The following is a 24,288-nucleotide window of genomic DNA, read 5'->3' on the forward strand; positions in this document are numbered from 1 at the left end:
CCTTTTGTGCCAACCCCTCCTGCGTGCGTCGCTCCCCCCACCCCTCCCCCCCCCCCCCCCCCCCCCACGACCGGTGGTTCAGCCGAGGATGCGCGCGGCGTCCCGGTCCGGGTTGACCAGCAGCATCGTCGCGATGCCGCCCACCATCACGGCGAGGCCGAAGACCTGGAACGCCAGCGCGAATCCCTCGCCGGGGCTGGCGGCCATGTCCACCAGCACACCGGTCAGCGCCGGGGCGATGAGCCCGGACGACGTCTGCAGCGCCAGGAACACGCCCAGCGCGCCGGCCTGCTGGCGAGGCGGGCAGATCTGCGACAACGCCGCGTTCGCCAGCGGCAGCGCCACGACGCCGATGCCGTATCCGAGCACGACCGCCGAGATGGCCAGCGCCGGCGAGCCGACGTACGGCAGCAGCGCCAGGAGCCCGCCGCCGATCAGCAGCGACACCGCGGGCACGATGCCGCGCTGCACGCGCGAGCTGGAGCCCGCCGACACGCGGCGGTCGCTGATCCACGACACGCCCAGCATCGCGATCATGCCCGAGATGCTGGGCAGGCCGAACATGGCGCCCGCCTGCAGCCGGTCGATGCCCAGGCCCACCTCGAAGTACGACGGCAGCCAGGTGAGGATCACCGACACCATCCCGTACATGGTGAAGGTGCCGATGACGCCGCCGACGAAGGTGCCGGAGAGCGCGATCTTGCGGAACGGGACCCGCTGCTGCATCGCGGGATCCTCGGCCGCGGCGGCCTGGCTCCGGTGCGGCGAGAACGGGCCCTCGCGGCCGATCAGCGCCCAGGCCGCGCACCACACCACGCCGATCAGCGCGAGCGACAGGAAGGCCGCGCGCCAGCCCCACATCGCGACGATCAGCGCCAGCACCGGGGCGATCGCGATCTTGGCGATGGAAGCGCCGGAGGACAGCCACGCCGACGGGAAGCTGCGCTTCTCCTTCGGGAACCACTCGAACGCCCCGGCGTTGGCCATCGCGCCGGCCGGGCCTTCCGCGGCGCCGAGGCCGATGCGGCTGATCAGCAGCGTCACCGCGCTGGCCGACACCAGCACCGGCACCATCGTCAGCGACCACAGCGCGGCCAGTGCCAGCAGCACCCACTTGGTCCGCACCCGGTTGCCGATGAACCCGACGAGGAGCCCGGTGATGCTGAACAGGAAGAAGAAGGCGCTGCCGATGAAGCCGATCTGCGACGAGGTCAGGCCCAGGTCTTCCTTCAGCGGCTGCGCGGCGATGCCGAACACCGTCTTGTCGGCCCAGTTGACCACGATGAACAGCACGAGCATGCCGGTGATCGCCCAGGCCATCACCGGCCGGAACTCCGGCGGCGCGGCGGTACCGGGGGTTGCTTCATGCACTCTGTTTGCGGACATGCGCACGTGGTCCCTTCGGCGGAAGCGGATTGCGGTGCGGATTGCCGGGCGTGGGCGCGCGGCGGCACCGGAGGATCACTACCGCCGATTGAACGAGACGCACGTCACATGGTCAAAGAGCGGGGCGCTAACGCACCGATAGGCAGCCACTATGGACGGTGGTGCCACCAATTCGACGAGAAACCCGTTACCGGTCAACTTATTTCGCGGAACGAAGCAGTTCAAGAGTCTCGATGGATCCGGTCGCCAAACCGGCGTCGTATATCCACATAGGACAATTCGCCGGATCGCGAAAGCGGGCCGCACGCCCGATCGGACGCCGCTTCGCTGATCCGTTCGCCGCAACCTGCTGGTCGCCTGGAATTCGTGGTCCGGACCTCTTCTGGTGGTTCACAAGGCCGTCACCTTCCGGAAAGGTCGGGGCCCAGCATGGCCAGACCGGCATGGAGGTGACGGAAGTTGGGCCCGGACGCGCAGAGCCGCGGCGAGCGCTTCACGTCGGTGACGACCGGTGTGCTGGTCGCGTTGCTGCCGCTGCTGGCGATCAGCGGCGACGCCCTGATCGACCCGGCAACCGGTCCCGCGCGGGCCGCACCGGAACTCCCGCCGGACGTGGGGACCAACGGCCGGTTGCCCGTCGACGACCGGCTCAGCCCGGAGTTCCTGGACGAGGTGCGCACCGAGCAGGACCTGGCCGCGCACGCCGAACCGGCCGACCGGGTGCCGGCCGGCCCGCTGGGCATCCCCGCGCCGGTGCTGGCCGCCTACCAGCGCGCCGATCGAACGCTGGCGAGCACCGATCCGGGCTGCGGACTGCACTGGTCGGTGCTCGCCGGGATCGGGCGCATCGAGTCGAACCACGCCCGGTCCGGCCGGGTGGACGTCAACGGCCGGACGCTGTCGCCGATCCTGGGCCCGCAGCTGGCCGGCGGGCCGGGGGTGGCCGCCATCCGCGACACCGACGGCGGCCGGCTGGACGGCGACCGCGCGTGGGACCGCGCGGTCGGGCCGATGCAGTTCATCCCGTCCACGTGGCGCAGCCACGCCGCCGACGGCAACGGCGACGGAACCCGCGATCCGCACAACGTCTTCGACGCGACGCTCGCATCGGGCCAATACCTGTGCAGCGGCGGCGGAAATCTGCGCGACCGAACCCAGCTGGCCGCCGCCGTGCTCCGCTACAACCACTCCGAGTCGTACGTCCGATCGGTGCTCAGCTGGGCCGACGCCTACGCCCGTGGCGTCATGCCGACCCCGAGCGATACGACGACCCCGGGCGACCCCGTGCTGCTCGCGTTCACCCCGCCGCTCCCTGGCGCTCCCCCACCGCCGGGCGCACCACTGCCGCCGGGTGCTCCGCCGCCCGCCGCCGGAGCTCCGCCCGCCCCCGCGCCGCCGCCCTGGACACCTCCGCCACCCCCACCACCAGGCACGACAGCGCCACCACCGCCGTCCGAACCGCCGCCGCCACCGCCGTCGTCGGCGCCGCCATCCGAGCCGCCGCCGTCCGAGCCTCCACCCACGAGCTCGGCGCCTCCGAGCAGCTCGCAACCACCGCCCAGCGGCGAATCGACCACGCCGCCGAGCGCATGACGAGGCATGCTGGGCGCATGGGAATCCCGCTGCGCCCCTGGGCCGCCTCGCCCGCCGGAACCGGCACGCGGTGGTCGCACTACCGCGAATTCGGCCCTGCGAAAGAGGTTTCGAGCGCCGTCTCGCTCTGCTGGCAGGGATTCGCCGGATGGGACCGGGAGTTGCGGATCCTCCCGGACGGCTGCGCCGACCTGGTGTGGGACGGGCGCAGCCTCGACGTGGTGCTCACCGCCGGAGCCCCGGCACGCCGCTGGCTGCCGGGAACCGCCCGGACGCTGGGCCTGCGGCTGCGCCGCGGCGGCGCAGGCTCGCTGCTGGGCCACGGGCTTGCCGAGCTGCCGACCGGGACGACGAGGCTTGTCGACCTGTGGGGCCGGCGAGCGGGGCGGGCCGAAGAGCTGCTGGCAGCGTCGAAGTCCTTCGAGGCGCGGCGGAACGTGCTGGAGGCGCTGGTCGCCGACCGGCTGCGAGACGTCCAGCCGGACCCACGGGCCATCGCTGCGGCGCACGGTCTTGGTACGCCTGGGGCGAAACCCGCGGACGCCGCCGACGAGCTCGGCATCAGCGAACGAGGACTCCGACGGCTCCTCCGGCGCGAAACCGGGTGCGGACCCAAGCAACTGCAACGCATCCTCCGCTTCCAGCGGTTCCACCGCCGCCTGCCCGCGCTGGCGCGCGGACGCACGTCGCTGGCGGTCGTCGCCGCCGAACTCGGCTACGCCGACCAGTCGCACCTGGGGCGCGAATGCCGCCTGCTGTCCGGCTCATCGCCCGCTGCGCTGGTGCGCAGCTGGGCCCGGCAGGACGCGTTGGCCGAAACGTTCCAGACGGCGCGGCCCGGGACGGCCAGGATCGGTCTCCGTGACAACCCGTTCCGAAACCGCTGAAGCCTTCCGCATCACCATCTCGGTCCGCAGCGACGACCTCGACGTCAACGGCCACGTGCGCGGTCCCGCGTACCTCGCCTACGGCGACCACGCGCGGTGGGCGTGCCTCGCCGCCGCCGGTGTCGACCCCGAGCGACTGCGCGCCCAGCACGACGTGGGCCCGGTCAACCTGGAGACCACCGTCCGCTTCCACCGCGAACTGCGACCGCTGGACCAGGTCGAGGTGACGTGCGCCTTCCGGTGGGGCGACGGCAAGACGTCCCGCGTCGTGCAGGAACTCCGCGCCCCGGACGGCACCCTGGTCGCGGAGGTCGAAAGCGTCTCCGGCCTCCTGGACCTCACCCGCCGACGCCTGGTCGCCGACCCGGCGCGCTACTGGCGCGAGCTGACCACCCACCCGGAACTGCTGGGCCTGTAAACCACTTCCACAGCGGGTTTCCGCTGATCACTGCGGAAACATCGCCCCGGAAGCCCGTCGCGCGCAAAACCGCCGGAACTCCCTTCAGCAGCACCCGAAACCGCGGGCCGGCCTTCGGGGGAAGCTCGGGGTTTACCGGCGGGGAACGGTGTGGCAGGCTGCTGCAAACGCTTGCAGTGGCCGGGCTGCCGCCCGTCGTCGCTGGTTATCGCCCGTCCAGGGCCGCTCGGCGCTCCGGTCGGGCCGGCGCGGGAGGAATGCCCATGAGCACCGTCCACTCCGGTCACCGGCTGCCCCCGTGGGGTTATGTCGCCGCGGGCACCGCCGTCATCCTGGCGACCTACCTCTACCTCCTGATCGAGCGACCGTCGAGCCTGCACGAGAGCGGGCACGGCAGCTCCGCCGCGCTGATCGCGCTCGGCGGCTACCTGATCGGCTCGCTGCTGGTCATCGCCGGCGCCAGCGCCCGGCTGCCGACCTCCACGGTGGCGATGCTGCCGGTGGCGATCGCGATCAACGTGGTGATCGGGCAGCTGGTCAACATGCTGGGCCTGCCGGTGTACCTGGACTCGATCGGCACCGTGATCGTCGGCGCGCTCGCCGGGCCCGCCGCGGGCGCGGCGACCGGGGCGCTGTCCAACATCATCTGGGGCTTGACGATTTCGCCGCCGCTGCTGCCGTTCTCGGTCGCCGCCGCGGCGATCGGCGCCCTGGCGGGGCTGGTCGCCCGCATCGGCGCGTTCCGCCGCCTGTGGACCGCGCTGCCAGCGGGCCTGCTCGCCGGTGTCGTCGCCGGGATGCTCTCCGCGCCGATCGCGGCGTTCGTCTTCGGCGGCGGCGGCTCGCCGGGCCGCACCGCGCTGCAGGCCGCCTTCCAGGCCTTCGGCAACAGCCTGCTGGACGCCGCGACGCTGACCGGGCTCGCCACCGATCCGCTGGACAAGGTGGTCACCTTCGCGATCGCTTTCCTGATCCTCGCCGCGCTACCGGCGAGGTTCCGGGAACGCTCGCCGTTCGTCCGCAGGCACGCGGTGTTCGGACGGCGCACCGCGGTGCTGGAAGGGCTGGCGCGATGACCTTCTACCAGTTCGGCGAGTCCAGGGTGCACGGGCTCAACCCGATCACCAAGCTGGTTTTCGCGATCGTCGTGATCATCGCCGCCTTCGCCATCAACGCGGTCTGGTTCCCCGCGCTGCTGTGGCTGCTGCTGGCCGCGGCGGCCGCGACGGCGGGAGTGCTGGGCCGGTTCGGCTCGGTGACGCTGAAGTTCTTCGCCCCGTTCCTGCTGCTGATCTTCCTCGCACAGGGCCTGTTCTACCCCGGCGAAGGACCGGTGCTCGCCGAGTTCGGCCCGCTGCAGGTGCAGCAGGACGGGCTGCTGTTCGCCACCCAGACGGGGCTCAGACTGCTGGTGCTGGTCGACGCTTTCTTGTTCCTGCTGCTGACCACGCACCCCGGCAGCCTGATGACCGCGCTGGTGCAACGCGGATTGCCGCCCAACATCAGCTACGTGGTGTCCGCGACGCTGCAGATCATCCCCACCTTCCGGGCCCGCGCGCAGCTGATCCGACAGGCCCAGCAGGCTCGCGGCCTCGCGCTCGACGGCGGCCCGGTGCGCCGCGCCCGGACGCTGCTGCCGCTGGTCGGGCCGCTGGTGCTGGGCGCCTTCACCGACGTCGAAGAGCGGGCGATCGCCATGGAAGCGCGTGCCTTCGGCGCCCCGACGCGGCGCACCAACTTCGAGGTCATCCCGGATTCGGCCGGGCAGCGGGTGGCGCGCTGGGCGTTGTGGATCTGCGCGGCCGCCGCCCTGGCCGCAAACGCGCTTGGAGTGTTCTCGTGATCGAGTTCAGCCGGTTCAGCTACGCCTATCCGACGAGCACCGCTCCGGTGCTGCGCGACATCGAGGTGGCGATCCCGGAGGGCCAGGTGTGCGGGCTGGTCGGCGCCGGCGGCGCGGGCAAGTCGACGCTGGGCTACGCCGCGGCGGGGCTGATCCCGCACGCGCTGGGCGGCGACTTCACCGGCCGCGTCACCACCGCGGGCCGGGTCGTGGCGGCCACGCCGCTGGCCGAGGTGGTCACCGAGGTCGGGCTGGTGCTGCAGAACCCGTTCAACCAGATCTCGGGCGCGAAGTACTCGGTGCGCGCGGAACTGGCCTTCGGGCTGGAGAACCTCGGCGTGGCGCGCACGGAGATGGTCGACCGCATCGACGGGATGCTGGAGCGGCTGCAGATCGCCCACCTCGCGGAGCGCTCGCCGTACGAGCTCTCCGGCGGCCAGCAGCAACTCGTCGCGTTGGCGGCGGTGCTGGTGATGAAGCCGCGGGTGCTGGTGCTCGACGAGCCGACGTCGCAGCTCGATCCGGCGGGCAGCCGCCTGGTGTTCGCGGCCCTGGAGGAGTTGCGCGGTACGGGCATCACGGTGCTGCTGATCGAGCACAAGCTCGAACAGCTGGCGGCGTACGCCGACCGCGTTCTGGTCCTCGCCGAAGGATCGGTCCGGCTCGACGGCGAACCGGAGCGCGTCCTGGCCGATCCTCGCCTGCCCGAGTGGGGCGTCGGCACGACGCGGTTCACCGACGCGGCCCGCAGGGCGGCCGAACTCGGGCGCTGGCCCGCGGGCCGGGATCTGCCGGTCACCCTGCCGACCGCCGTCGCCGGCTTCACCGAGGCGCTGGGAGAACCCCGATGAGCATCGAGATCGAATCGCTGGTCTACCGCTTCCCGAGCGGCGTGACGGCGCTGGACGGCGTTTCGCTGAGCATCCGCGCGGGCGAGAAAGTGGCCGTGGTGGGCCAGAACGGCGCGGGCAAGACGACCTTGGTGCGTCACCTCAACGGCATGGTCAAGCCCACCGCGGGCCGGGTGGTGGTCGACGGCTGGAACACCGCGGACCACACCATCGCCCAGCTGGCGACCAAGGTCGGCTACCTGTTCCAGAACCCGGATCAGCAGCTGTTCGCCCGAACGGTCCGCCAGGACGTCGAGTTCGGGCCCCGGAACCTGGGCCACCCGCAGGCCCGCCGGGCGGAACTGGTGACCTGGGCCCTCGAAGCCACCGGCCTCACCGCGCGCGCCGACGCGCACCCGTACGAACTGTCCCTGTCGGACCGCAAACGCGCCGCCCTGGCCGCGGTCCTCGCGATGGACGCCCCGATCGTCGTCCTCGACGAGCCGACCACGGGCCAGGACCACAACGCGGTCCAGAACATCGCGAAGATCATCGAAACCTTGCACGGCCGAGGCAAAACGGTCGTGGCGATCACCCACGACATGGACTTCTGCGCGGAGAACTTCGACCGGGTGATCTCGATGTCGGCCGGCCGAGTCCTGTCGGACGCCCCACCGGAGCAAGCCTTCGCCGACGAGGAAGCGGTGCGGAACGCGGCCCTGGAATCTCCCCAGATCCTCCGCCTGTCCCGAGCCCTGGCGCTGCCCCCGACCACCTCGGTCACCACCTTCACCGAGTACTTGACCAGGTGAGCAGCAACGTTTCCGCACCACTCCGGCCGTGAGCCTTTTGGTCGCCATAGCAGCGCAAAGGACTCACGGCCCGTGACCGGCATCGCGCCCCGGGCACTCACGCACGTGCTGCCTCGGGGCGGCCCTGTGAGCTGGGGATCGCGCGGGTTCTCTCGCGGCGGAGGACGAATTCCACGATCGTCAGGTTGATGATCCAGCCCAGCCACTGGCCGATCGGGATCGTCATGTCCACCGCCGCCGGGACCGAGCCACCGTACATCTCGCCGATGAACGGGAACTGGGCGAGCAGCAGCAGCGGCACCACGATGCGCGACGTCACGGCCAGGAACGTCAGCGCGTAGTTGCGCATCATCCACGCCCGGTGGGCCGCGAGGTCGCGCCGCCGCGCGGCCCGGACCGCCAGCGCGCCCGTCACCAGCCAGCCGACCGCCGGGATGAGCAGGCCGACCCTGGTGAGGGCGTGCTCGGCCAGCAGTGCCACCGGGATGCCGGTCAGGCCCGCCGGCAGCACCCCGGCCAGCAGGTAGGCCCGCCCGACCACCCGGTGCAGCCGGCGGCGGGCCCGCAGCGCGGGGATGAACTGCAGCGGCCCGAGCACGAGCGCGACCGCCGCCGTGAAGATGTGCACGAGCAGCAGGATCCAGTGCGCCTCGCCGCGCACCTGGATCCTGCTCGCGTCCACGTCGAGGAGCACGTACGGCACGACCAGCGCGGTTCCGCCGACGACCGCGGTGGTCAGCAGCAGCCAGCCGCGCCGCGCCGATCTCCGCACGCCCGATTTCGCCGTCATCGTTCCGCCTTCCGTCGAGGTGGCCGCCGGAACCGCGGTCCCGGCGGCCACCGGAGATCAGCCCAGCTCGGTCAGCCGCTCGCGGTACTCGTCGGCGCCGATCTCCCCCTTGGCGAACCGCTCGGCCAGGATCTCCTTCGCCCGCTCGACGGCGGAGCGCTTCCGCGGCCGGCCGCGAACCGCCAGCCAGACCACCGTCGCGATCAGCGCGGCGACCAGCACCAGGAAGAACAGCCCGATCAGCCATCCCGGGCCGCCGTGCGGCCCGTGCCAGCCGGGATTCGGGCCCCACTGCACCAAGAACTCGGTCAACATCACTGCCACCTCCGAAACCGCTCCCGTTCGTCGGATCGAGTCTCGGCCCGGCGGGCGGCGCTGTCGTCGGTCACCGAGCGACACCCGGACTACCGCGCACGACGTAGCCGGCGTACGCAGCACCGCGGATCGGGTGTTGACGCCGCTTCTCCCCGGCGGTCACCATTGCGCCATGCGCAGCTCGATGCGCATTGAGGAACAGTCCCGCTGCCGCTTCCGTTCCAGGTGGGGAGTTGCCGATGAGGATCCTGCTCGCCGACGCGTTCCCGGACGCGCACCTCGCGGAGCTGGCCGACCACGGCCACGACTGCGCCTACCGGCCGGACACCACCGCCGATCAGCTCCCCGACCGGCTCGACGGGTTCGACGCGCTCGTGGTCCGCAGCACCCGGGTCGCGGCCGCCTCGCTCGAACGCGCCGACGGCCTGCGACTGGTCATCCGGGCGGGAGCCGGCACCAACACGATCGACTGCGACGCGGCGTCCCGGCTCGGAATCCGCGTCTGCAACGTGCCCGGGCGCAACGCCGCCGCGGTGGCCGAGCTCGCGTTCGCGCTGCTGCTGGCGCTGGATCGCAACATCTGCGACAACGTCGCGGACCTGCGGGCCGGACGTTGGGACAAGAAGCGCTACTCGCGCGCACGCGGCATCTTCGGCCGCCGGGTCGGCGTCATCGGCCTCGGCCAGATCGGCCTGGCCTTCGCCGAACGCGCCGCGGCGTTCGGGATGGCGGTGCACGCCGTGGCCAGGCCCGGACGCGCGCCGGAGACGCTGGAGCGCGCGAACGCGATCGGCGTTCGCTTCGTCGACGACCTGACCACCCTCGCCCGCACCTGCGACGTGCTCTCCCTGCACGCGCCCGCGACCGACGCCACGCGGCACCTGATCGACGCCGACCTGCTGGCGCACGTGCAGCCTGGCACGATCATCCTCAACACCGCGCGCGGGGAACTCGTCGACGAGGAGGCGCTCATCGAGGCCATGGCGGACAAGGACATCCGCGTCGGCGTCGACGTCTACGCGGACGAGCCGGCGACGAGCACCGGGCGCATCGAGTCCCGGCTGGCCCGGCATCCGAACGTCTACGGCACCCACCACATCGGGGCGTCCACCGAGCAGGCCCAGCAGGCGGTCGCCGCCGAGGTGGTGCGGATGGTGGACGCGTTCGAGTCGGGCACGGTGCTGCACTGCGTGAATCCGCAACCCGCAACGCATTCCGGCGAGCGCTCGTGAACGCCACCCGGCAGGACGGCGCCGGGATCACCGCCCGGCCGCCGCGCGTGCTGCTGCGCGGGAGCGGAGACCCCGGACCGGCGGTGGTGGTCTACCGGCTGGAATCCGGCGGGCACCGGCAGACCGGTGTCGTGGTCGAGGTGTCGATCGACGACTACCGCGGCGGCCGGATCCGGCGCCACGAAGCCACCCAACCGGCCCGGGTGCGCGAGCTCGAAGAGCAGGCCGAGGCGACCGGGGTCGAGCGGATGCCGGTCATGCTCGTCCACAGAGGACACCTGTCGATCGCCGACATCACCGCGGAGGCTCCAAGCGCACGGCTGCACGACGGGAGCGCCACGCACACGGTGTGGGTCCGTCGCGACGAAGCGGGCGCGCGGGCGTTGTGCGACGAGATCGGCCGCATCGGCAACCTCTACATCGCCGACGGCCACCACCGGATGCTGGCCGCCGATCGCTACGCCGCCCGGCGCGGCCTCGCCTCCGACCACCCGAGCGCCTTCACACTCGCGGCGCTGTTCCCCAGCGACGAGATGCGCATCCTCGGCTACCACCGCTGCTTCGCCCTGGCACCGGGCAGCACCGCGCGGGACGTGCTGGACCGCCTCGCCGAGCATCCGCTGACCGAGCGGATCGAGGAATCCCCCACCGCGGACACGGAACCCGGTGTGGTGGCGGTCGGCCTCGGCGACCGGTGGTACCGCCTGCGGCTGCGCGCCTCGGGCGTTCTCGACGCCTTCGCCATCGAGCAGGAGCTCCTGCCGAAGCTGCACGACCTCACCGCGGGCGAGGCCGCGGCCGACCGGCAGCACGCGGTGGAGACCTGCTGGTGCGGCGACCGGAACGCGTTCCGCCTGATCCCGCACCCGCCGACGATCGACCAGGTGCTGACCACCTCGGACGAGGGCCGGCCGATGCCGCCGAAGTCGACCTGGTTCGACCCGAAACCGACCGCGGAGCTGTTCCTCCGCCCGCTCACCTGAGCGAGTTTCCGGAGCAGCTAGGGCACATCTCACTTCCCGACGGGACACCGGACCGCGAAACTCCCGCCCGCACGGCAGATTCCGCATTACGATCACGCGCCGACCGCGTCGATCAGGAGGTTTCGCCGTGCTGGAGAACGCCGCGGAGGAAAGACCGCGAACGAAGCAAGCCGAACACCCGAACGGCGCACCGGCCGGGCGCCGAAGCCGATTGCGGCCGGGCAGCCGGTCGTTGACCGCCATCGCGGGAGCCGCGCTGCTGGTCGTCGGGCTTCCGGGGACCGCCTACGCAGAACCGCCCGCGGCGCTGCCCGCGAGCTTCGACGAGGCAGACGGCAAGTGGCAGCCGGCCTTCGACTACGACGGCGACGGCTGCTACCCCACCCCGGCGATCGGCCCCGACGGCTCGATCGCCGAGGGTCTGAAGCCTTCCGGCGCGCTCGACGGGAACTGCCACGACCGGTCCGACCTCGACAACACCAACTCGTACTCCCGCGCCAAGTGCGACGACAACGGCTGGTGCGCATACCTCTACGACCTGTACTTCGAGAAGGACCAGGCCCTCGGCGGTGTGGACGACATCTTCGGACACCGGCACGACATCGAGCACGTCGTGGTGTGGGTGCGCGACGACGAGGCGAAGTACGTGTCGACGTCGGCGCACGGCAACTACTCCACACAGCCCGCTTCCGAGGTGTCCTGGGAGGGGAACCACCCCAAGATCGTCTACCACAAGGACGGCGCCAGCACGCACTGCTTCCGCCTGGCGGGCCGCGACGAGCAGCCGGAGAACCACTACGGGACCTGGCAGTACCCGGACCTGGTCAGCTGGGACAACTTCCCGCCCGGCATCCGGGACAGGCTGACCGGGGCCGACTTCGGCTCGGCCAGCCTGGCGATCAAGGACGGCGCCTTCGAGCAGAACCTGGCGAAGGCCAAGCCTGGCGAGGTCGAGTTCAACGCCTACGGGTGATCACTGCGGCGGCTGGAGGACGGCCTCGGCGAGCGCGTCCGGGGCCTCCTCCGGAATCCAGTGGCTGACGCCTTCGAGCTGCACGAACCGGTAGGGCGCCGCCACGTGGTCGCCGCACCGCAGCGCCCCCGCTCGGCCCAGGGCGCCGTCCTCGGTGCTCCACACGTAGGTCGTCGGGACGGTCACCGACGCGAGTTCGTCCATGCGGCCCATCGCCCGGTACCAGTTCAGGGCGGCCGTCAGCGCGCCCGGCTCGCTGAGCACCCGGATGTGCTCGTCCACCAGCTCCGCAGGGACGCCGTCGCTGAACACGGCCCGCAGCCGCTTCGCTTCGTCGGCCAGCAGCACCTGCTCGGCCTTGCCCTCCTGCCGGAAGAGCTTGATGTACTCGGAGCGGCGCTGCTGGTCGGCGTCGTTGCGCAGCGCCCAGCCGAAGGCGGCCGGGTGCGGCACGGACACCGCGGTCAGCGTGCGGACCCGGTCCGGGTGCCAGCCCGCGAGGTGCCAGGCCACCACCGAGCCCCAGTCGTGGCCGACGACGTCCACTTCGGACAGACCCAGCGCGTCGATGATGCCCACCGCGTCGGCGACCAGGTGCGCGATCCCGTACTGGTCGGCGCCGTCGGGCCGGGCACCGGGCGAGTAGCCGCGCTGGTTCGGCGCGATCGTGCGCAACCCGGCCGCGACCAGCCGCGCCGAGACGAGTTCCCAGCTCCGCGCCGTCTCCGGGAAACCGTGCAGCAACAGCACCGGGCATCCCTGCTCGCCGCCGGCGATGACGACGTCGAAGGCCAGCGGTCCGACGTCGATCCGTTCGTGGTTGCCCGAAACATCCTGCGTCATCAGCCGTCGCTCCGAGTCAGGTTCCGCATCCGAGGGCGCCAACATACCATCCGGTCGGTACGCTCCGCCAGCGCCGTCGCCACGACTGTCCACTAGGGACTCGACGCCCCGTCCGGCTCACCCCGGGAGCACTCCCCCGCGCAGTTCCCAGCGGCGGGTGACCGGGTTCCGGACCCACCGGAGTTCAGTCTCCTGCTCCCACGGCTGGAGCGCGTAGAGGTGGCGTGCCCACAGCCGGTTCTGGGTCGCGAAGTAGCGCCTGATGCCGGCGAGCCGGTTCTGCTGCTTGTTCCGAAGTGGCGTGCACATCGTGCTCATCCCCGAGAAGAGGTCCGTTCGATGGCACTCAGTTTCCGATGGACCAATTCCTGCCAACAGTGGCAGCGATGCCGTTGTGCCGCAAAATCCTGCCAGCTATCGTTCAGGCATGCTGCGTTCCGTGGCAGCGGTCGTCCTGGACGGCGCCGCTCCGTTCGAACTCGGCGTGCTGTGCGAGGTCTTCGGCCTCGACCGCACCGCCGACGGGGTTCCACCGATCGAGTTCCGGGTGTGCGGGCAGCGCCCGGGAGAGCCGCTGAGCACGTCGGTGGGGATGAACATCGTCCCCGAGCACGGGCTGGAAGGACTGGACGGGGCCGATGTCGTCGCGGTCCCGGCGGGCCAGATCCGGGACATCTACCCGGCGGAAGCGCTTGCGGGCCTGCGGGACGCCGTCGCCCGTGGCGCCACCGTTCTCTCGGTGTGCTCCGGCGCGTTCATGCTCGGCGCGGCCGGGCTGCTCGACGGCCGCCCCTGCACGACGCACTGGTACTACGCGACCGAGTTCCGCCGCAGGTTCCCGACCGCCCGGCTCGACCCGGACGTGCTCTACGTAGACGATGGGAACGTCGTGACCAGCGCGGGCACCGCCGCCGGGATCGACGCGTGCCTGCACCTGGTGCGCCGCGAGCTCGGTTCCGCCGCGGCGATGAAGATCGCCCGCCGGATGGTCGTCCCGCCGCAGCGCGACGGCGGGCAGCGCCAGTTCATCGACCTGCCGGTGCCCGAATGCTCCGGCGACAGCCTGCAACCGCTGCTGAGCTGGCTGCAGGAGAGCCTGGACGACGAGCACACGATCGCCAGCCTCGCGGGACGGGCGCAGATGTCGCAGCGCACGTTCGCGCGGCGATTCGTCGCCGAAACCGGGACGACGCCGAACCAGTGGCTGGCCACCCAGCGGGTGCTGCACGCCCGGCGGCTGCTGGAGGACACGCAGCTCGGCATCGACCAGATCGCGCGCGAGTGCGGGTTCAGCACCGCCGCGCTGCTGCGCCACCACTTCCGCCGCATCGTCGGCGTCACGCCGCGCGACTACCGGCGAACCTTCTCCCGGCCCGCCGAGGTGGGTTGAGCGCTCAGCGGCGGGTGGCGCAGGCGATGCAGGTCGTCGCGGCCGGCAGCGCCTCCAGGCGCTCCGGCGCGATGGGCTTCCCACATCGCACGCACACCCCGTAGGTGCCCTTGGCCAAGCGCGCTGCAGCCCGGTCCAGCTCGTCGAGCTCGTGGCGGGCGTCCGCGAGCAAGCCCTGCACCTGGGCGCGCTCGTACGCGAGCGTCGCGCCCTCCGGATCGTGCTCGTCGTCGGTGCCGGTCCACGTCGAGACCTCGCCGATGGACTCCAGGTGGCGCTCCAGGGACTCGACGCGTGCCAGCGCGCTGGCACGCTCCTCGGCCAGCAGTTCCGACGCCGTCCGCGGCCCGGGCGGGGACGGCGCGTCCTGCGACGTCCGCTTGTTCATAACGAGGTGAACGCCGCCGCCCGGCCACCTATTCCGCCGGTTCAGGCGTTGCGGTCGCCGCTGTGCGCCGGTTCCAGGGCATCGGCGGTCTCCTCCGCCGGGGCCTTCGCCGTGGAGCGGGATCGGAACAGGCTCGCCGCGGTCGTCACCGCCAGGGTGAGCACGATGAAGCCCAGCGAGGCGGCGATGCCGATGTCCGGGACGGCGAAGCGGATCTCGTCGATGTGCGAGCCGTGCAGCGCCTCGATGATCAGCTTCAGCCCGATGAAGCCGAGGACCACCGCGAGGCCGTAGCTGAGGTAGACCAGGCGGTCCAGCAGCCCGCCGATGACGAAGTAGAGCTGCCGCAGCCCCATCAACGCGAAGGCGTTCGCGGTGAAGATGATGAACCCGTCCTTGGTGAGACCGAAGATCGCGGGCATCGAGTCGAGCGCGAAGATGACGTTGGCCAGCCCGAGCGCGGTGACGACCACGATCATCGGGGTGAACATCCGGCGCCCGTCGACGCGGGTGGTCAGCTTGCCGCCGTCGTAGGTGTCGGACGTGGGCAGCACCCGTTGCAGTGCGCGAGTGATCGCGTTGTCCGGTTCCTCGGGCTCATCGCCGGCACCGTCCCTTGCGACCTTGATCGCGGTGTAGATGAGGAACGCGCCGAAGATGTAGAAGACCCAGTTGAAGGCGCTGAGGGCGGCGACGCCGGCGGCGATGCACACGCCGCGCAGCACCAGCGAGAGCACGATGCCGATGAACAGCACGCGGTGCTGGTGCTCCTTCGGCACGGCAAACCGCGACATGATGATGACGAACACGAAGAGGTTGTCGACCGAGAGGCTGTACTCGGTCACGTAACCGGCGAAGAACTCCGCGCCGCTGGTGGGCCCGGCGAAGACGAACAGGATCGCGCCGAAGACGGCCGCGAGGGCGACGTAGCCGGCGACCCACAGGCTCGCCTCCCGGACCCCGACCGCGTGCGGGCGACGGCCGACGAGCACCAGGTCACCCACGATGAGAACGGCCAGCGCCGCCAGGGTCGCGATCCACACCCACATCGGGAAGTTCATCGGCACGTCACCTCCGTGCGCCAACGCGCGCCGGGACCGGACACGATTCCAGCCCCGGACGATTTGCATGCAGTATACTGTATGACTTTATCCGCCGAACGAGACCACCGGGACGATTCCGCCCAGGAATCGGGAAGAATGCCCATTCGGAGCAAATATTCAAGGAACAAGGGAGAATTCAGCACCAACCGAACGAATCGGCTGCGACGACGCGATTCCGGCATTCGCACCCATATCCGGCTCTCCGATGCTCCACATAGGACACAAAATTCGTCCGCACCGGTGGATCATGGACGCCCGGACCGATGGCGTCAACGTTGGCCCGGCCACACCACCGGTCGTCCGGGGCGGGCGGCTCCCGCGGATTCCAGCGGCAACGCGCGGGAATCCAGCGCCGCGAACCACCTCCCGCAGCGTTCGACCAGGTGACGCAGCTCGAAACGACTCGCGACGGCCAACCTGCCGATCACCTCCGCTCCCACGATCGCCCAGCGGAACGCGGGACCGCACCCGCCGGCGTGCTCGACCCGGCCGGTGCCCTGCCACAGCCCGGTGCCCGGCGGTTCGACCTCCACCCAGGCACGCCCACCGGGCTGCAACAGCTGGCGCACCCGGCGGAGCAGCGCCCGCGGATCGCCGCCGATGCCGATGTTGCCGTCGACGAGCAGCGCCTCGCGCCAGTTGCCTTCGCCGGGGGCCCGGTGGAACACGTCGCGGCACAGCGCCATGGCGTTCCGGCCGGCCGTGAGGCGGACGGCGAGTGGGGAGGTGTCGATGCCGAGCGCCACCACACCGCTTTCGGTGAGCGCCGATGTGAGCCGCCCCGGACCGCAGCCGATGTCGAGCGTCGGGCCCCGGCACGTGCGCAGCAGATACCGATCGGCGGCGTCGGGCGCCGCGGACCAGCGATGCCCGGGCAGCGACCGGGCGAATCCGTCACTGGTCAGCAAAGTGCAGCCGCCACGGCGCAGGGCGACGTCGAACTCACCGCTCATCGGAGGCGATCCTTCGGCGCGCCACCGACTCGGGAAGCGAGCACGGGAAGGCTTGCGGTGAAACGGGAACGCGGCAGCGATTTCGCGACTATCAAGGCGTCTTCCATGGTGTCCACATCGGTCAGTCGCGGCAATGGGGCCACGCGCAGGCCTCCCGCACGCAGCGCGGCCAAGGTTCGCGCCCCCGTGTCGGCGCGCGACGTGGGCACCCCGCGAAGCAGTTGCGCATCGGCGGCGGACCGGAAGCCTGCCACCCACCATCCGCCGTCCTCGGCCAGGCCGAGTGCCGCGTCCGCGCTGCCGAGCGCCTGGCACGCCTCGGTGAGCAGCTCGGGTGTCACCTGCGGGGTGTCCATCCCGATCTGCACGATCGAGAGGCCGGGATGCGCGGCAGCGGTGTCGGCGTGCGCGGCGGCCAACCGCGCGGGGAAACCATCGCCGCGTTGACCGAGAACGGTCCAGTCGCGCAATGCGCTGCGCAGCTGGACCGAAGCGATGGCCGCGTCCAGGTTCCCGGCCATCGCGATCACCGGCCGGACACCGGGAGTGCTCCGCACGGCGTCCACTGTGTCCAGCAGGCTCGCGGCGGCGATGCGGGCCGCTTCGGCGTGCGTCGCCGGCGGGCACAACCGCGTCTTGACCAGACCCGGTACGGGAGCTTTCGCCACCACGAGGAGCGCCGTCGGGCTCACCACAGCACCCCTGCCATGTCGCGGACCGCGCGAACCGTGCCGAGCACCGAGCCGGAGACCTTCGACCGCGTCCCGGACGCGCGAGGCCGGTACGCCACGTCCAGCTCACGCACCCGCCAGTGCGCCTCCGCCGCCTTGCACAGCAGTTCGAGCGGATATCCGAAGCCGCGGTCCGCTACCCCCAGCCGCAGCAGGTCGGTCCGCCTGGCGGCGCGGATCGGGGCGATGTCGTGCACCGGCAGGCCCCGGCGCCGCAGCAACCCGGCGATCACCGCGTTCCCGGTCCTCGCGTGCCACGGCCACGCTTCGGCCGACACCGGAACCCGCCTTCCGACCGCGAGTTCCGCCTTCCCCTGGCGCACCACAGCGACCAGCGAGGGCAGCACGTCCGGGTCCAGCGAGCCGTCGCAGTCCAGGAAGCACACGAACTCCGCTGTCGCGGCCGTCAACCCGGCGTGCACGGCAGCGCCGTAGCCGCGCCGGGACTCCCGGACCACCGCCGCGCCGTGCGCCGCCGCGACCTCGGCCGAGCCGTCGGTGGAACCGTTGTCCACCACCAGCGGGCGGAATCCTGGCGGCATCGCGGCGAGCACGCCGGGCAGCGCGGCCGCCTCGTCCAAGCACGGCAGCACCACGTCCACATCGTCCATGCCAGCCAGTGAAACTCACCGCGGAAGGATCGGAAACTCGTGCCGCCCTTAAGGAATCATTACGTCCCGGGAAGTTCTTACGAGGTTCTGACGGATCGCACCGACGAGTTGGCCGACGAGCCTGACGGGTTTACCTTCGCAATGGTGCGACTCCTCCCCCGGCGCGCCGGAATCCGGCCGGCGCGCACCGATCTGATCGCGTTCGCCATCGCCATCACCGCGATCGCGGCAGCGGCGGTGGCCGGTTTCCTGCTGAACAGAGCGGGTGCTCCGCTGTACGCCGACGCGGCACCGCTGTTCGGGTACTGGCTACCCCGCGTCGGCCCGGGCACACCTCTCGCCCTGGCCACCGCGGGCGCCGTCATCGCCTGGGGCCCCGCGCTCGCCGCGCGCCTCCCCTGGGGAAGGCTGCTCGCGGCCGCATATCTCACCGCGTTGTCGTGGACCTTCTCGCTGGCGATGGTCGACGGCTGGCAGGACGGCTTCGCCGACCGGCTCACCGACTGGACGGAGTACCTGCACGACGTCCCGCGCGTGACCGACATCGGCGGCATGCTCGGGACGTTCACCGAACACGTCCTCGCCGGGCAACCCGGTTCCTGGACGGTCCACGTTTCCGGGCACCCGCCGGGTGTTCTGCTGGGCTACGTCTGGCTGGCGCGGATCGGTCTCGGCGGTGGCGAATGGGCCGCGGTCGTGACGGTGCTCATCGGCGCGCTCGCGGCGGTGGCGGTGCCGGTCACCGTGCGGGTCCTGGCCGGAGTCTCGGCGGCCCGGGCGGTCGTGCCGTTCGTGGTTCTGTTCCCAGGCGCGGTGTGGGCCGGGGTTTCCGCCGACGGGATGTTCGCCGGGATCGCGGCCACCGGCGTGGCATTGCTCGCCGTCGCATCGGTGCGGACCGGGCCGGTCGCCGGGCTCGCTGCGGTTATCGCCGGTGTTCTGCTCGGTTTCGGGCTGTTCCTGAGCTACGGCTTGGTGCTGATGTTCCCGATCGTGTGCGTGGTGCTGGTGCGCACCCGTGGGATCCGCGCGTTCCTGCTCGCGGCGGTCGGCGCTGCCTGCGTCGTCGCGGCGTTCGCGCTGCACGGGTTCTGGTGGCTGGACGGCTACCACCTGGTCGTCCAGCGCTACCAGCAGGGGGACTTCGCCCAGCGGCCGTACAGTTACTGGGTGGGCGGCAACATCGCCGCCCTGCTGATCTCGGCCGGTCCGCTGGCCGTGGTGGCGATCCGGCGGGCAGTCGTGGACCGGGGCGCCGCGGCGTGGCTGGTGCTGGCCGCCGCGACGGCGGTCCTGGCCGCCGATCTCTCCGGGCTGAGCAAGGCCGAGGTGGAGCGGATCTGGCTGCCGTTCGCGGTGTGGTTCGCTGTCGGGGCCGCGCTCCTGCCGGCCCGGTACCACCGCTGGTGGCTGGCCGGGCAGGCGATGACAGCGTTGGCGGTGAACCATTTGATCGCGACGAACTGGTGAGCCGATGAAGCACGAGGCCGAGATGCGACGGGTGCTCGTCGTCGACGACGACCACGCCGTCCGCGACGTGCTGCGCAGGTACCTGGAGCGCTCCGGCTACGAAGTCGGCCTGGCCGAGGACGGCGAGACCGCGCTTCGGCTGTTCGCCGATCGGGAACCGGATCTGGTGGTACTGGACCTGATGCTGCCCGGCATCGGCGGGCTGGAGGTGTGCCGCCGGGTGCGGGAACGCGGCCAGGTCCCGGTGGTGATGCTGACCGCGCTGGGTGAGGAGTCCGACCGGGTTCTCGGCTTGGAGCTCGGCGCCGACGACTACGTCGTCAAGCCGTTCAGCCCGCGCGAACTGGTGCTGCGCGTCGGCTCGGTGCTGCGCCGCTCCCGTGCCGCGCCGGCCGAAGTCCGCGAACCCCTGACCGACGGCGCCCTGCGGCTGGACCTGGAGGCGCGGCGCGGCACGCTGGACGGGGTCGAGCTGGCGTTGACCGGTCGCGAATTCGACCTGCTGGCGTTCCTGCTGCGCAACCCGGGCCGGGCCTTCAGCCGACCGGAACTGCTGGAAGCGGTGTGGGGCTGGAACTTCGGCGACCACTCGACCGTGACCGTCCACATGAGACGCCTGCGGGAGAAGATCGAGCCGGACCCGGCGCGCCCCAGCCGGATCAGCACGGTCTGGGGCGTCGGCTACCGGTACGACCCGGCGGGCTCGTGAGCGGCAGTGGCCGCTCGGGCGGCCATGAGCGCTCACGACGGAGCGGGATGGATTCGCGATGGACGTGATCACCGAGCTCACCCACGTCGTCCCGTACGCGATCGGCTTGTCGCTGCCGGTGGCGCTGGTGGGCGCAGGTCTGCTCGCCGTGCTGCGGCGCCGCTCGCTGGCCACGGCGTTGACCGTGCTCGTGCTGACCCCGCTGCTGGCCACGTTGGCCGGGGTCCTCGGCGTCACCGGGTTCATGTTCGGCCCGCAGCTGACGACCGTCGTCGTGATCTGCACGGCGGTCGCCGTGGTCACCGTGCCGGTCGCGGTGCTGCTGGGTCGCAGCATCGCCCGGCGCAGCGTGTGGGAGCGGGAGGCACGGGCCCGGGAACGAGCCGCCGAGGCGTCGCGCCGCGAGCTGGTCGCGTGGATCAGCCACGACCTGCGCACCCCGCTGGCGGGAATCCGCGCGATGGCCGAGGCGCTGGCGGACGGCGTGGTCGACGAGCCGGCCGAGGTGTGCGACTACGCCAGCCGCATCCGCGGCGAGACCGAGCGGCTGTCCGGCATGGTCGAAGACCTCTTCGAACTGTCCCGCATCACTGCCGGCTCGCTGCGGCTGGACTTCTCCGCCGTCCCGCTGCAGGACGTCGTCAGCGAGGCGGTCGCGGCGGAGAACCCGCTGGCCAGGCGACGGGCGATCCGGCTGCGGACCGAGACCAGCGACTGGCCGGTGGTCTCCGGCAGCGATCCCGAACTCGCCCGCGTGGTGCGGAACCTGCTGTCGAACGCGATCCGCCACACCGCTGCGGAAGGCTCGGTGGTGCTGGCCGCCGGCCGCGACGGCGCGCACGCCTGGCTCCGCGTGGACGACGCCTGCGGCGGGATCGCGCCCGACGAGCTGGCGCGGGTGTTCGACGTGGCGTTCCGGGGAAACCAGGCGCGGCGGGACGAGGCGGGCGCCGGGCTGGGCCTGGCGATCGCGCGTGGACTCGTGCAGGCGCACCACGGCACGATCACGGCCCGCAACCACGGGCCCGGCTGCCGCTTCGAGGTCAGGCTACCGCTCGCCCCCGCCGATCGCGGCGGGCTCCCGTAGCGGCGCGTGCGCGAAAGCCCGCACACCGGCGGCGAAATCGACCGATGCCCGGAATCCCAGCACCCGCGCCGCCTTCGCGGGATCGGCCACGATGTGCCGCACGTCGTTGGGCCGCGCTCCGCCCACGATGCGCGGAGCCGGGCCGCCGCAGGCCCGCGCGAGCTCATCCGCGAGGTCGCCGATCGTGTGCGGCCGACCGGAGCAGATGTTGAGCGCGTCCAGTTCTCCTTGCGGCGGTTCGGTTTCCAGCGCCGCGACGTTGGCAGCGGCGACGTCGGTCACGTGCACGAAATCCCGCCGTTGGCGGCCGTCCTCCAGCACGACCGGTGCTTCGCCGTTGTGCAGCGCGGAGCGGAACAGCGACGCGACGCCGGCGTACGGGGTTCCGCTGGGCATCCACGGCCCGTAGACGTTGTGGTAGCGCAAGGCCCACACGCCACCACCGGTTTGGCGGGCCCACGCCGCGGCCAGATGCTCCTGTGCGAGCTTGGTCGCTGCGTAGGTGCTGCGCGGGTCCAGTGCGGCGTCCTCGGGCACCAGCTCGGGCTCGAGCGAGGTCGCGCAGGTGGGGCATCGGGGTTCGAACCGCCCGGCGGCGATGTCGTCGGCTCGCCGCGGGGCGGGCCGGACCAGCGCGTGCTGCGAGCAGCGGTAGCGGCCTTCGCCGTAGACGACCATCGACGACGCCAGCACGAGGCGACGCACCCCGGTCGCGTGCATGGCGGCGAGCAGCACCGCGGCGCCGAGGTCGTTGTGCGAGACGTAGTCGGGCATGTCCGAGGGATCGACGCCGTGGCCGACCATGGCGGCCTGGTGGCACACGACGTCCACGCCGTCGAGCAGCTCGCGCACCGCGCTGAAATCCCGCACGTCGCCCCGCACCAACCGGTGGCGCGAGCGGGGTTCGGTGCCGTGCGCTTGCGGTAGGAACACGTCGAGCAGCACGACTTCGTGCCCGCGATCGGCCACGGCGTCCGCGATGGCCGCGCCGATGAACCCGGCCCCGCCTGTTATCAGAATTCGCACGCCCCGACCGTAAGGCCGGCCGACGCCGATCGGCGCGTCGAACGCCGCGACGTCATGATTCCGTCAGATCTTGCCGTTGTCTTACGGGGTCGGACGGCCACTGGCGAGGGCGGCCCGAGCGGCGTCGAATGGAGGCATGACCTCAGTACCGATCTCACGGCCGCGGGCCGCCGTGATCGGCCTGCTCGCCACCGCCGCCGCGCTCGGCGCGGGGCACCTCGTCGCAGGCCTGGCCGCCGTCCCGTCGCCGTTCGTCGCGGTGGGCGGCGCGTTGATCGACCTGACGCCGGAGCCGGTGAAGGAACTGGCCATCGCGCTGTTCGGCACTGCCGACAAGCTGGCGCTGCAGACCGGCATGGTCCTCGTGATCGCGGCCCTTGCGGTCGTGGCAGGGCTGCTGTCCCGGCGGCGCTGGTGGCCGGGCGCGGTCGTGATCGGCCTGTTCGGAATGGCCGGCGTGGCCGCGGCGATGTCCCGGCCGGAGGGCGGCGTGCTCGCGGCGCTGACGTCCGTGGTGGTCGGCGTCGTCGTGTTCTGGTGGCTGCACCGGGCCGCCCGGCCCGGTGCCGAGGCCCCGGCCGAGGTGGACGCGAGTCGGCGGAAGTTCCTGATCACGTCGTCGCTGGTGGTCCTCGGCGCGAGCGCCGCCGGCATCGTCGGCGGCTTCCTGCAACGCGGCGCGGACGTGATCTCCTCGCGTCTCGCGGCCGCCGCGCGCATCCCGAAGGTCCCGGAGCCGCCCATCCCGCCCGGCGCGGACTTCGTCTCCTCCGGCACCCCGACGTTCCTGACGTCGAACCGGGACTTCTACCGGATCGACACGGCGCTGGCGGTTCCGCAGCTCCGCGCCGAGGACTGGCGGCTGCGGCTGCACGGCATGGTGCGGCGCGAGCTGGAGCTGACCTACGACGACCTGCTGCAGCGCCGGGTGGAGGCCCGCCCGATCACGCTCACCTGCGTGTCCAACGAGGTCGGCGGCCCGCTGATCTCCACGGCGACGTTCGTCGGCGTGCCGGTGCGCGACCTCCTGCTGGAGGCCGGCGTGCGGCCCGGCGCCCAGCAGCTGTTCACCACCAGCGTCGACGGCTACACCGCGGGCACGCCCCTGGACGTGCTGCTCGAACCGGACCGGGGCGCGCTGCTGGCCGTCGGCATGAACGGCGAGCCGCTGCCCACCGAGCACGGCTTCCCGGTCCGCATGGTCGTCCCCGGGCTGTACGGCTACGTGTCGGCGACCAAGTGGCTGGTGGACGCCGAGGTCACCACCTTCGACCGGCAGCACTACTGGGAGCGGCGGGGCTGGGCCCGGCAGGCGCCGATCAAGACCGAGTCCCGCATCGACCGCCCGCGGCCGGGGAGAACGGTGCCCGCCGGTCCGGTGGTGCTGGCCGGCATCGCCTGGGCGCAGCACACCGGCATCGACCGGGTGGAGGTCCGCGCCGACGGCGGCGAGTGGCGGCCCGCCGAGCTCGCCACCGACGTCAACCGCGACACCTGGCGGATGTGGCGCGCCACCCTGGACCTCCCGCCCGGCGATCACGTCGTGGAATGCCGGGCGACCGACCGGACCGGCAAGCCGCAGACGCCGGAAAACCGCTCGGTCGTCCCGGACGGCGCAACCGGCTGGCACGCCGTGCGATTCACCTGCACCGCATGACGACTACGGCTGGCGCCGCGACCTCGGCGACGAACGTCGAGGTACCCGCCAATCCACTTTGGACGCGGAAGCGCCGCGGAACTCCCACGGGAACGGGACGGCGGCCAGCACCAGCAGCGCGTGCGAGCCGAAGAACGACCGCCGGCCGAGGTTGTCGGATGTGCGGCAGCGCCACGCCCGGCCCGGTAGCCGAAGTCGGCAGGATCGCGACCAGCGCGATCCCGGACACCCACGAGGGCACTCATCTTCCTTGCAGTT

Annotated in this window: 26 protein-coding genes; 15 read left to right on the top strand and 11 right to left on the bottom strand. The window is 71.8% G+C overall.

Features of this window, described 5'->3' with window-relative positions; all coding sequences use genetic code 11:
- Positions 1 to 78 precede the first annotated feature (78 nt).
- The gene (locus AC07FN_RS26565) at positions 79 to 1,386 is read right to left on the bottom strand and encodes an MFS transporter (protein WP_478398086.1); all 1,308 of its coding nucleotides are present in this window, start codon (positions 1,384 to 1,386) and stop codon (positions 79 to 81) included.
- Positions 1,387 to 1,845: 459 nt separating this feature from the next.
- Between AC07FN_RS26565 and AC07FN_RS26570 the strand changes: the two genes are divergently transcribed.
- From AC07FN_RS26570 to AC07FN_RS26600, 7 genes are all read left to right on the top strand, one after another.
- On the top strand, positions 1,846 to 2,979 hold the full coding sequence (locus AC07FN_RS26570; protein ID WP_478398087.1) for a lytic transglycosylase domain-containing protein: 1,134 nt from the start codon (positions 1,846 to 1,848) through the stop codon (positions 2,977 to 2,979).
- A gap of 17 nt (positions 2,980 to 2,996) precedes the next feature.
- Entirely contained in the window at positions 2,997 to 3,866 is an 870-nt protein-coding gene (locus AC07FN_RS26575) for a helix-turn-helix domain-containing protein (protein WP_478398088.1), read from the top strand.
- On the top strand, positions 3,841 to 4,284 hold the full coding sequence (locus AC07FN_RS26580; RefSeq protein ID WP_478398089.1) for an acyl-CoA thioesterase: 444 nt from the start codon (positions 3,841 to 3,843) through the stop codon (positions 4,282 to 4,284). The genes AC07FN_RS26575 and AC07FN_RS26580 overlap by 26 nt, the downstream gene beginning before the upstream one ends.
- Before the next feature lie 263 nt (positions 4,285 to 4,547).
- Entirely contained in the window at positions 4,548 to 5,360 is an 813-nt protein-coding gene (locus AC07FN_RS26585) for a hypothetical protein (protein ID WP_478398090.1), read from the top strand.
- Positions 5,357 to 6,127 (top strand): energy-coupling factor transporter transmembrane component T family protein, encoded by a 771-nt coding sequence (locus AC07FN_RS26590; protein WP_478398091.1) that lies wholly within the window; start codon positions 5,357 to 5,359, stop codon positions 6,125 to 6,127. The genes AC07FN_RS26585 and AC07FN_RS26590 overlap by 4 nt, the downstream gene beginning before the upstream one ends.
- Positions 6,124 to 6,978, top strand: a complete 855-nt coding sequence (locus tag AC07FN_RS26595; protein ID WP_478398092.1) for an energy-coupling factor ABC transporter ATP-binding protein — start codon at positions 6,124 to 6,126, stop codon at positions 6,976 to 6,978. Before AC07FN_RS26590 ends, AC07FN_RS26595 begins: the two co-directional genes overlap by 4 nt.
- A complete protein-coding gene (locus tag AC07FN_RS26600; protein ID WP_478398093.1) occupies positions 6,975 to 7,769 on the top strand; it encodes an energy-coupling factor ABC transporter ATP-binding protein in 795 nt (264 codons plus the stop codon). Before AC07FN_RS26595 ends, AC07FN_RS26600 begins: the two co-directional genes overlap by 4 nt.
- A 97-nt stretch (positions 7,770 to 7,866) precedes the next feature.
- Here AC07FN_RS26600 and AC07FN_RS26605 read toward each other — a convergent pair whose 3' ends face one another.
- Together AC07FN_RS26605 and AC07FN_RS26610 are read right to left on the bottom strand one after the other, a co-directional pair.
- Positions 7,867 to 8,559 (bottom strand): DUF2306 domain-containing protein, encoded by a 693-nt coding sequence (locus AC07FN_RS26605; RefSeq protein ID WP_478398094.1) that lies wholly within the window; start codon positions 8,557 to 8,559, stop codon positions 7,867 to 7,869.
- Positions 8,560 to 8,616: 57 nt separating this feature from the next.
- Positions 8,617 to 8,874, bottom strand: a complete 258-nt coding sequence (locus tag AC07FN_RS26610) for an SHOCT domain-containing protein (protein WP_478398095.1) — start codon at positions 8,872 to 8,874, stop codon at positions 8,617 to 8,619.
- Positions 8,875 to 9,113: 239 nt separating this feature from the next.
- On the opposite strand from AC07FN_RS26610, the gene AC07FN_RS26615 reads away from it, so the two are divergent.
- From AC07FN_RS26615 to AC07FN_RS26625, 3 genes are all read left to right on the top strand, one after another.
- Positions 9,114 to 10,106, top strand: coding sequence for an NAD(P)-dependent oxidoreductase (locus tag AC07FN_RS26615; RefSeq protein ID WP_478398096.1), 993 nt, complete (start codon positions 9,114 to 9,116; stop codon positions 10,104 to 10,106).
- The gene (locus AC07FN_RS26620; RefSeq protein ID WP_478398097.1) at positions 10,103 to 11,089 is read left to right on the top strand and encodes a DUF1015 family protein; all 987 of its coding nucleotides are present in this window, start codon (positions 10,103 to 10,105) and stop codon (positions 11,087 to 11,089) included. The genes AC07FN_RS26615 and AC07FN_RS26620 overlap by 4 nt, the downstream gene beginning before the upstream one ends.
- Before the next feature lie 211 nt (positions 11,090 to 11,300).
- Positions 11,301 to 12,062 carry an NPP1 family protein gene (locus AC07FN_RS26625; RefSeq protein ID WP_478398152.1) on the top strand — a complete coding sequence of 254 codons (762 nt, stop codon included), beginning with the start codon at positions 11,301 to 11,303 and terminating at the stop codon, positions 12,060 to 12,062.
- Here AC07FN_RS26625 and AC07FN_RS26630 read toward each other — a convergent pair whose 3' ends face one another.
- Both AC07FN_RS26630 and AC07FN_RS26635 read right to left on the bottom strand, forming a co-directional pair.
- Complete coding sequence (locus tag AC07FN_RS26630) at positions 12,063 to 12,905, bottom strand: alpha/beta fold hydrolase (RefSeq protein WP_478398098.1); 843 nt, start codon at positions 12,903 to 12,905, stop codon at positions 12,063 to 12,065.
- 117 nt (positions 12,906 to 13,022) lie between these two features.
- A complete protein-coding gene (locus AC07FN_RS26635; protein WP_478398099.1) occupies positions 13,023 to 13,214 on the bottom strand; it encodes a hypothetical protein in 192 nt (63 codons plus the stop codon).
- A 118-nt stretch (positions 13,215 to 13,332) separates the two neighbouring features.
- Here AC07FN_RS26635 and AC07FN_RS26640 point away from each other — a divergent pair, with 118 nt between their 5' ends.
- A complete protein-coding gene (locus tag AC07FN_RS26640) occupies positions 13,333 to 14,295 on the top strand; it encodes a GlxA family transcriptional regulator (RefSeq protein ID WP_397528588.1) in 963 nt (320 codons plus the stop codon).
- 4 nt (positions 14,296 to 14,299) lie between these two features.
- Here AC07FN_RS26640 and AC07FN_RS26645 read toward each other — a convergent pair whose 3' ends face one another.
- The 5 genes from AC07FN_RS26645 to AC07FN_RS26665 form a co-directional block, all read right to left on the bottom strand.
- Complete coding sequence (locus AC07FN_RS26645; protein ID WP_478398100.1) at positions 14,300 to 14,683, bottom strand: TraR/DksA family transcriptional regulator; 384 nt, start codon at positions 14,681 to 14,683, stop codon at positions 14,300 to 14,302.
- A 41-nt stretch (positions 14,684 to 14,724) separates the two neighbouring features.
- The gene (locus AC07FN_RS26650; RefSeq protein ID WP_478398153.1) at positions 14,725 to 15,744 is read right to left on the bottom strand and encodes a TerC family protein; all 1,020 of its coding nucleotides are present in this window, start codon (positions 15,742 to 15,744) and stop codon (positions 14,725 to 14,727) included.
- Between the two features lie 311 nt (positions 15,745 to 16,055).
- Positions 16,056 to 16,739, bottom strand: coding sequence for a class I SAM-dependent methyltransferase (locus AC07FN_RS26655; protein ID WP_478398101.1), 684 nt, complete (start codon positions 16,737 to 16,739; stop codon positions 16,056 to 16,058).
- A complete protein-coding gene (locus AC07FN_RS26660; RefSeq protein ID WP_478398102.1) occupies positions 16,736 to 17,434 on the bottom strand; it encodes a TIGR04282 family arsenosugar biosynthesis glycosyltransferase in 699 nt (232 codons plus the stop codon). Before AC07FN_RS26660 ends, AC07FN_RS26655 begins: the two co-directional genes overlap by 4 nt.
- Positions 17,428 to 18,081 carry a glycosyltransferase family 2 protein gene (locus AC07FN_RS26665; protein ID WP_478398103.1) on the bottom strand — a complete coding sequence of 218 codons (654 nt, stop codon included), beginning with the start codon at positions 18,079 to 18,081 and terminating at the stop codon, positions 17,428 to 17,430. Before AC07FN_RS26665 ends, AC07FN_RS26660 begins: the two co-directional genes overlap by 7 nt.
- A gap of 141 nt (positions 18,082 to 18,222) precedes the next feature.
- On the opposite strand from AC07FN_RS26665, the gene AC07FN_RS26670 reads away from it, so the two are divergent.
- Genes AC07FN_RS26670 through AC07FN_RS26680 form a run of 3 tightly spaced genes read left to right on the top strand, consistent with a single transcriptional unit; the run spans position 18,223 to position 21,347 of the window.
- Entirely contained in the window at positions 18,223 to 19,551 is a 1,329-nt protein-coding gene (locus AC07FN_RS26670; RefSeq protein ID WP_478398104.1) for a hypothetical protein, read from the top strand.
- A gap of 4 nt (positions 19,552 to 19,555) precedes the next feature.
- Positions 19,556 to 20,260, top strand: a complete 705-nt coding sequence (locus AC07FN_RS26675) for a response regulator transcription factor (RefSeq protein WP_478398105.1) — start codon at positions 19,556 to 19,558, stop codon at positions 20,258 to 20,260.
- A 58-nt stretch (positions 20,261 to 20,318) separates the two neighbouring features.
- Complete coding sequence (locus AC07FN_RS26680) at positions 20,319 to 21,347, top strand: sensor histidine kinase (RefSeq protein WP_478398106.1); 1,029 nt, start codon at positions 20,319 to 20,321, stop codon at positions 21,345 to 21,347.
- On the opposite strand, the gene AC07FN_RS26685 is transcribed toward AC07FN_RS26680, so the two are convergent.
- On the bottom strand, positions 21,309 to 22,373 hold the full coding sequence (locus tag AC07FN_RS26685; protein WP_478398107.1) for an NAD-dependent epimerase/dehydratase family protein: 1,065 nt from the start codon (positions 22,371 to 22,373) through the stop codon (positions 21,309 to 21,311). The genes AC07FN_RS26680 and AC07FN_RS26685 overlap by 39 nt on opposite strands.
- A gap of 136 nt (positions 22,374 to 22,509) precedes the next feature.
- On the opposite strand from AC07FN_RS26685, the gene AC07FN_RS26690 reads away from it, so the two are divergent.
- Positions 22,510 to 24,030: a molybdopterin-dependent oxidoreductase gene (locus tag AC07FN_RS26690; protein WP_478398108.1), complete on the top strand. Its 1,521-nt coding sequence runs from the start codon at positions 22,510 to 22,512 to the stop codon at positions 24,028 to 24,030.
- Positions 24,031 to 24,288: the final 258 nt, after the last annotated feature.

This window comes from Saccharopolyspora sp. NPDC045941 (assembly GCF_056431445.1).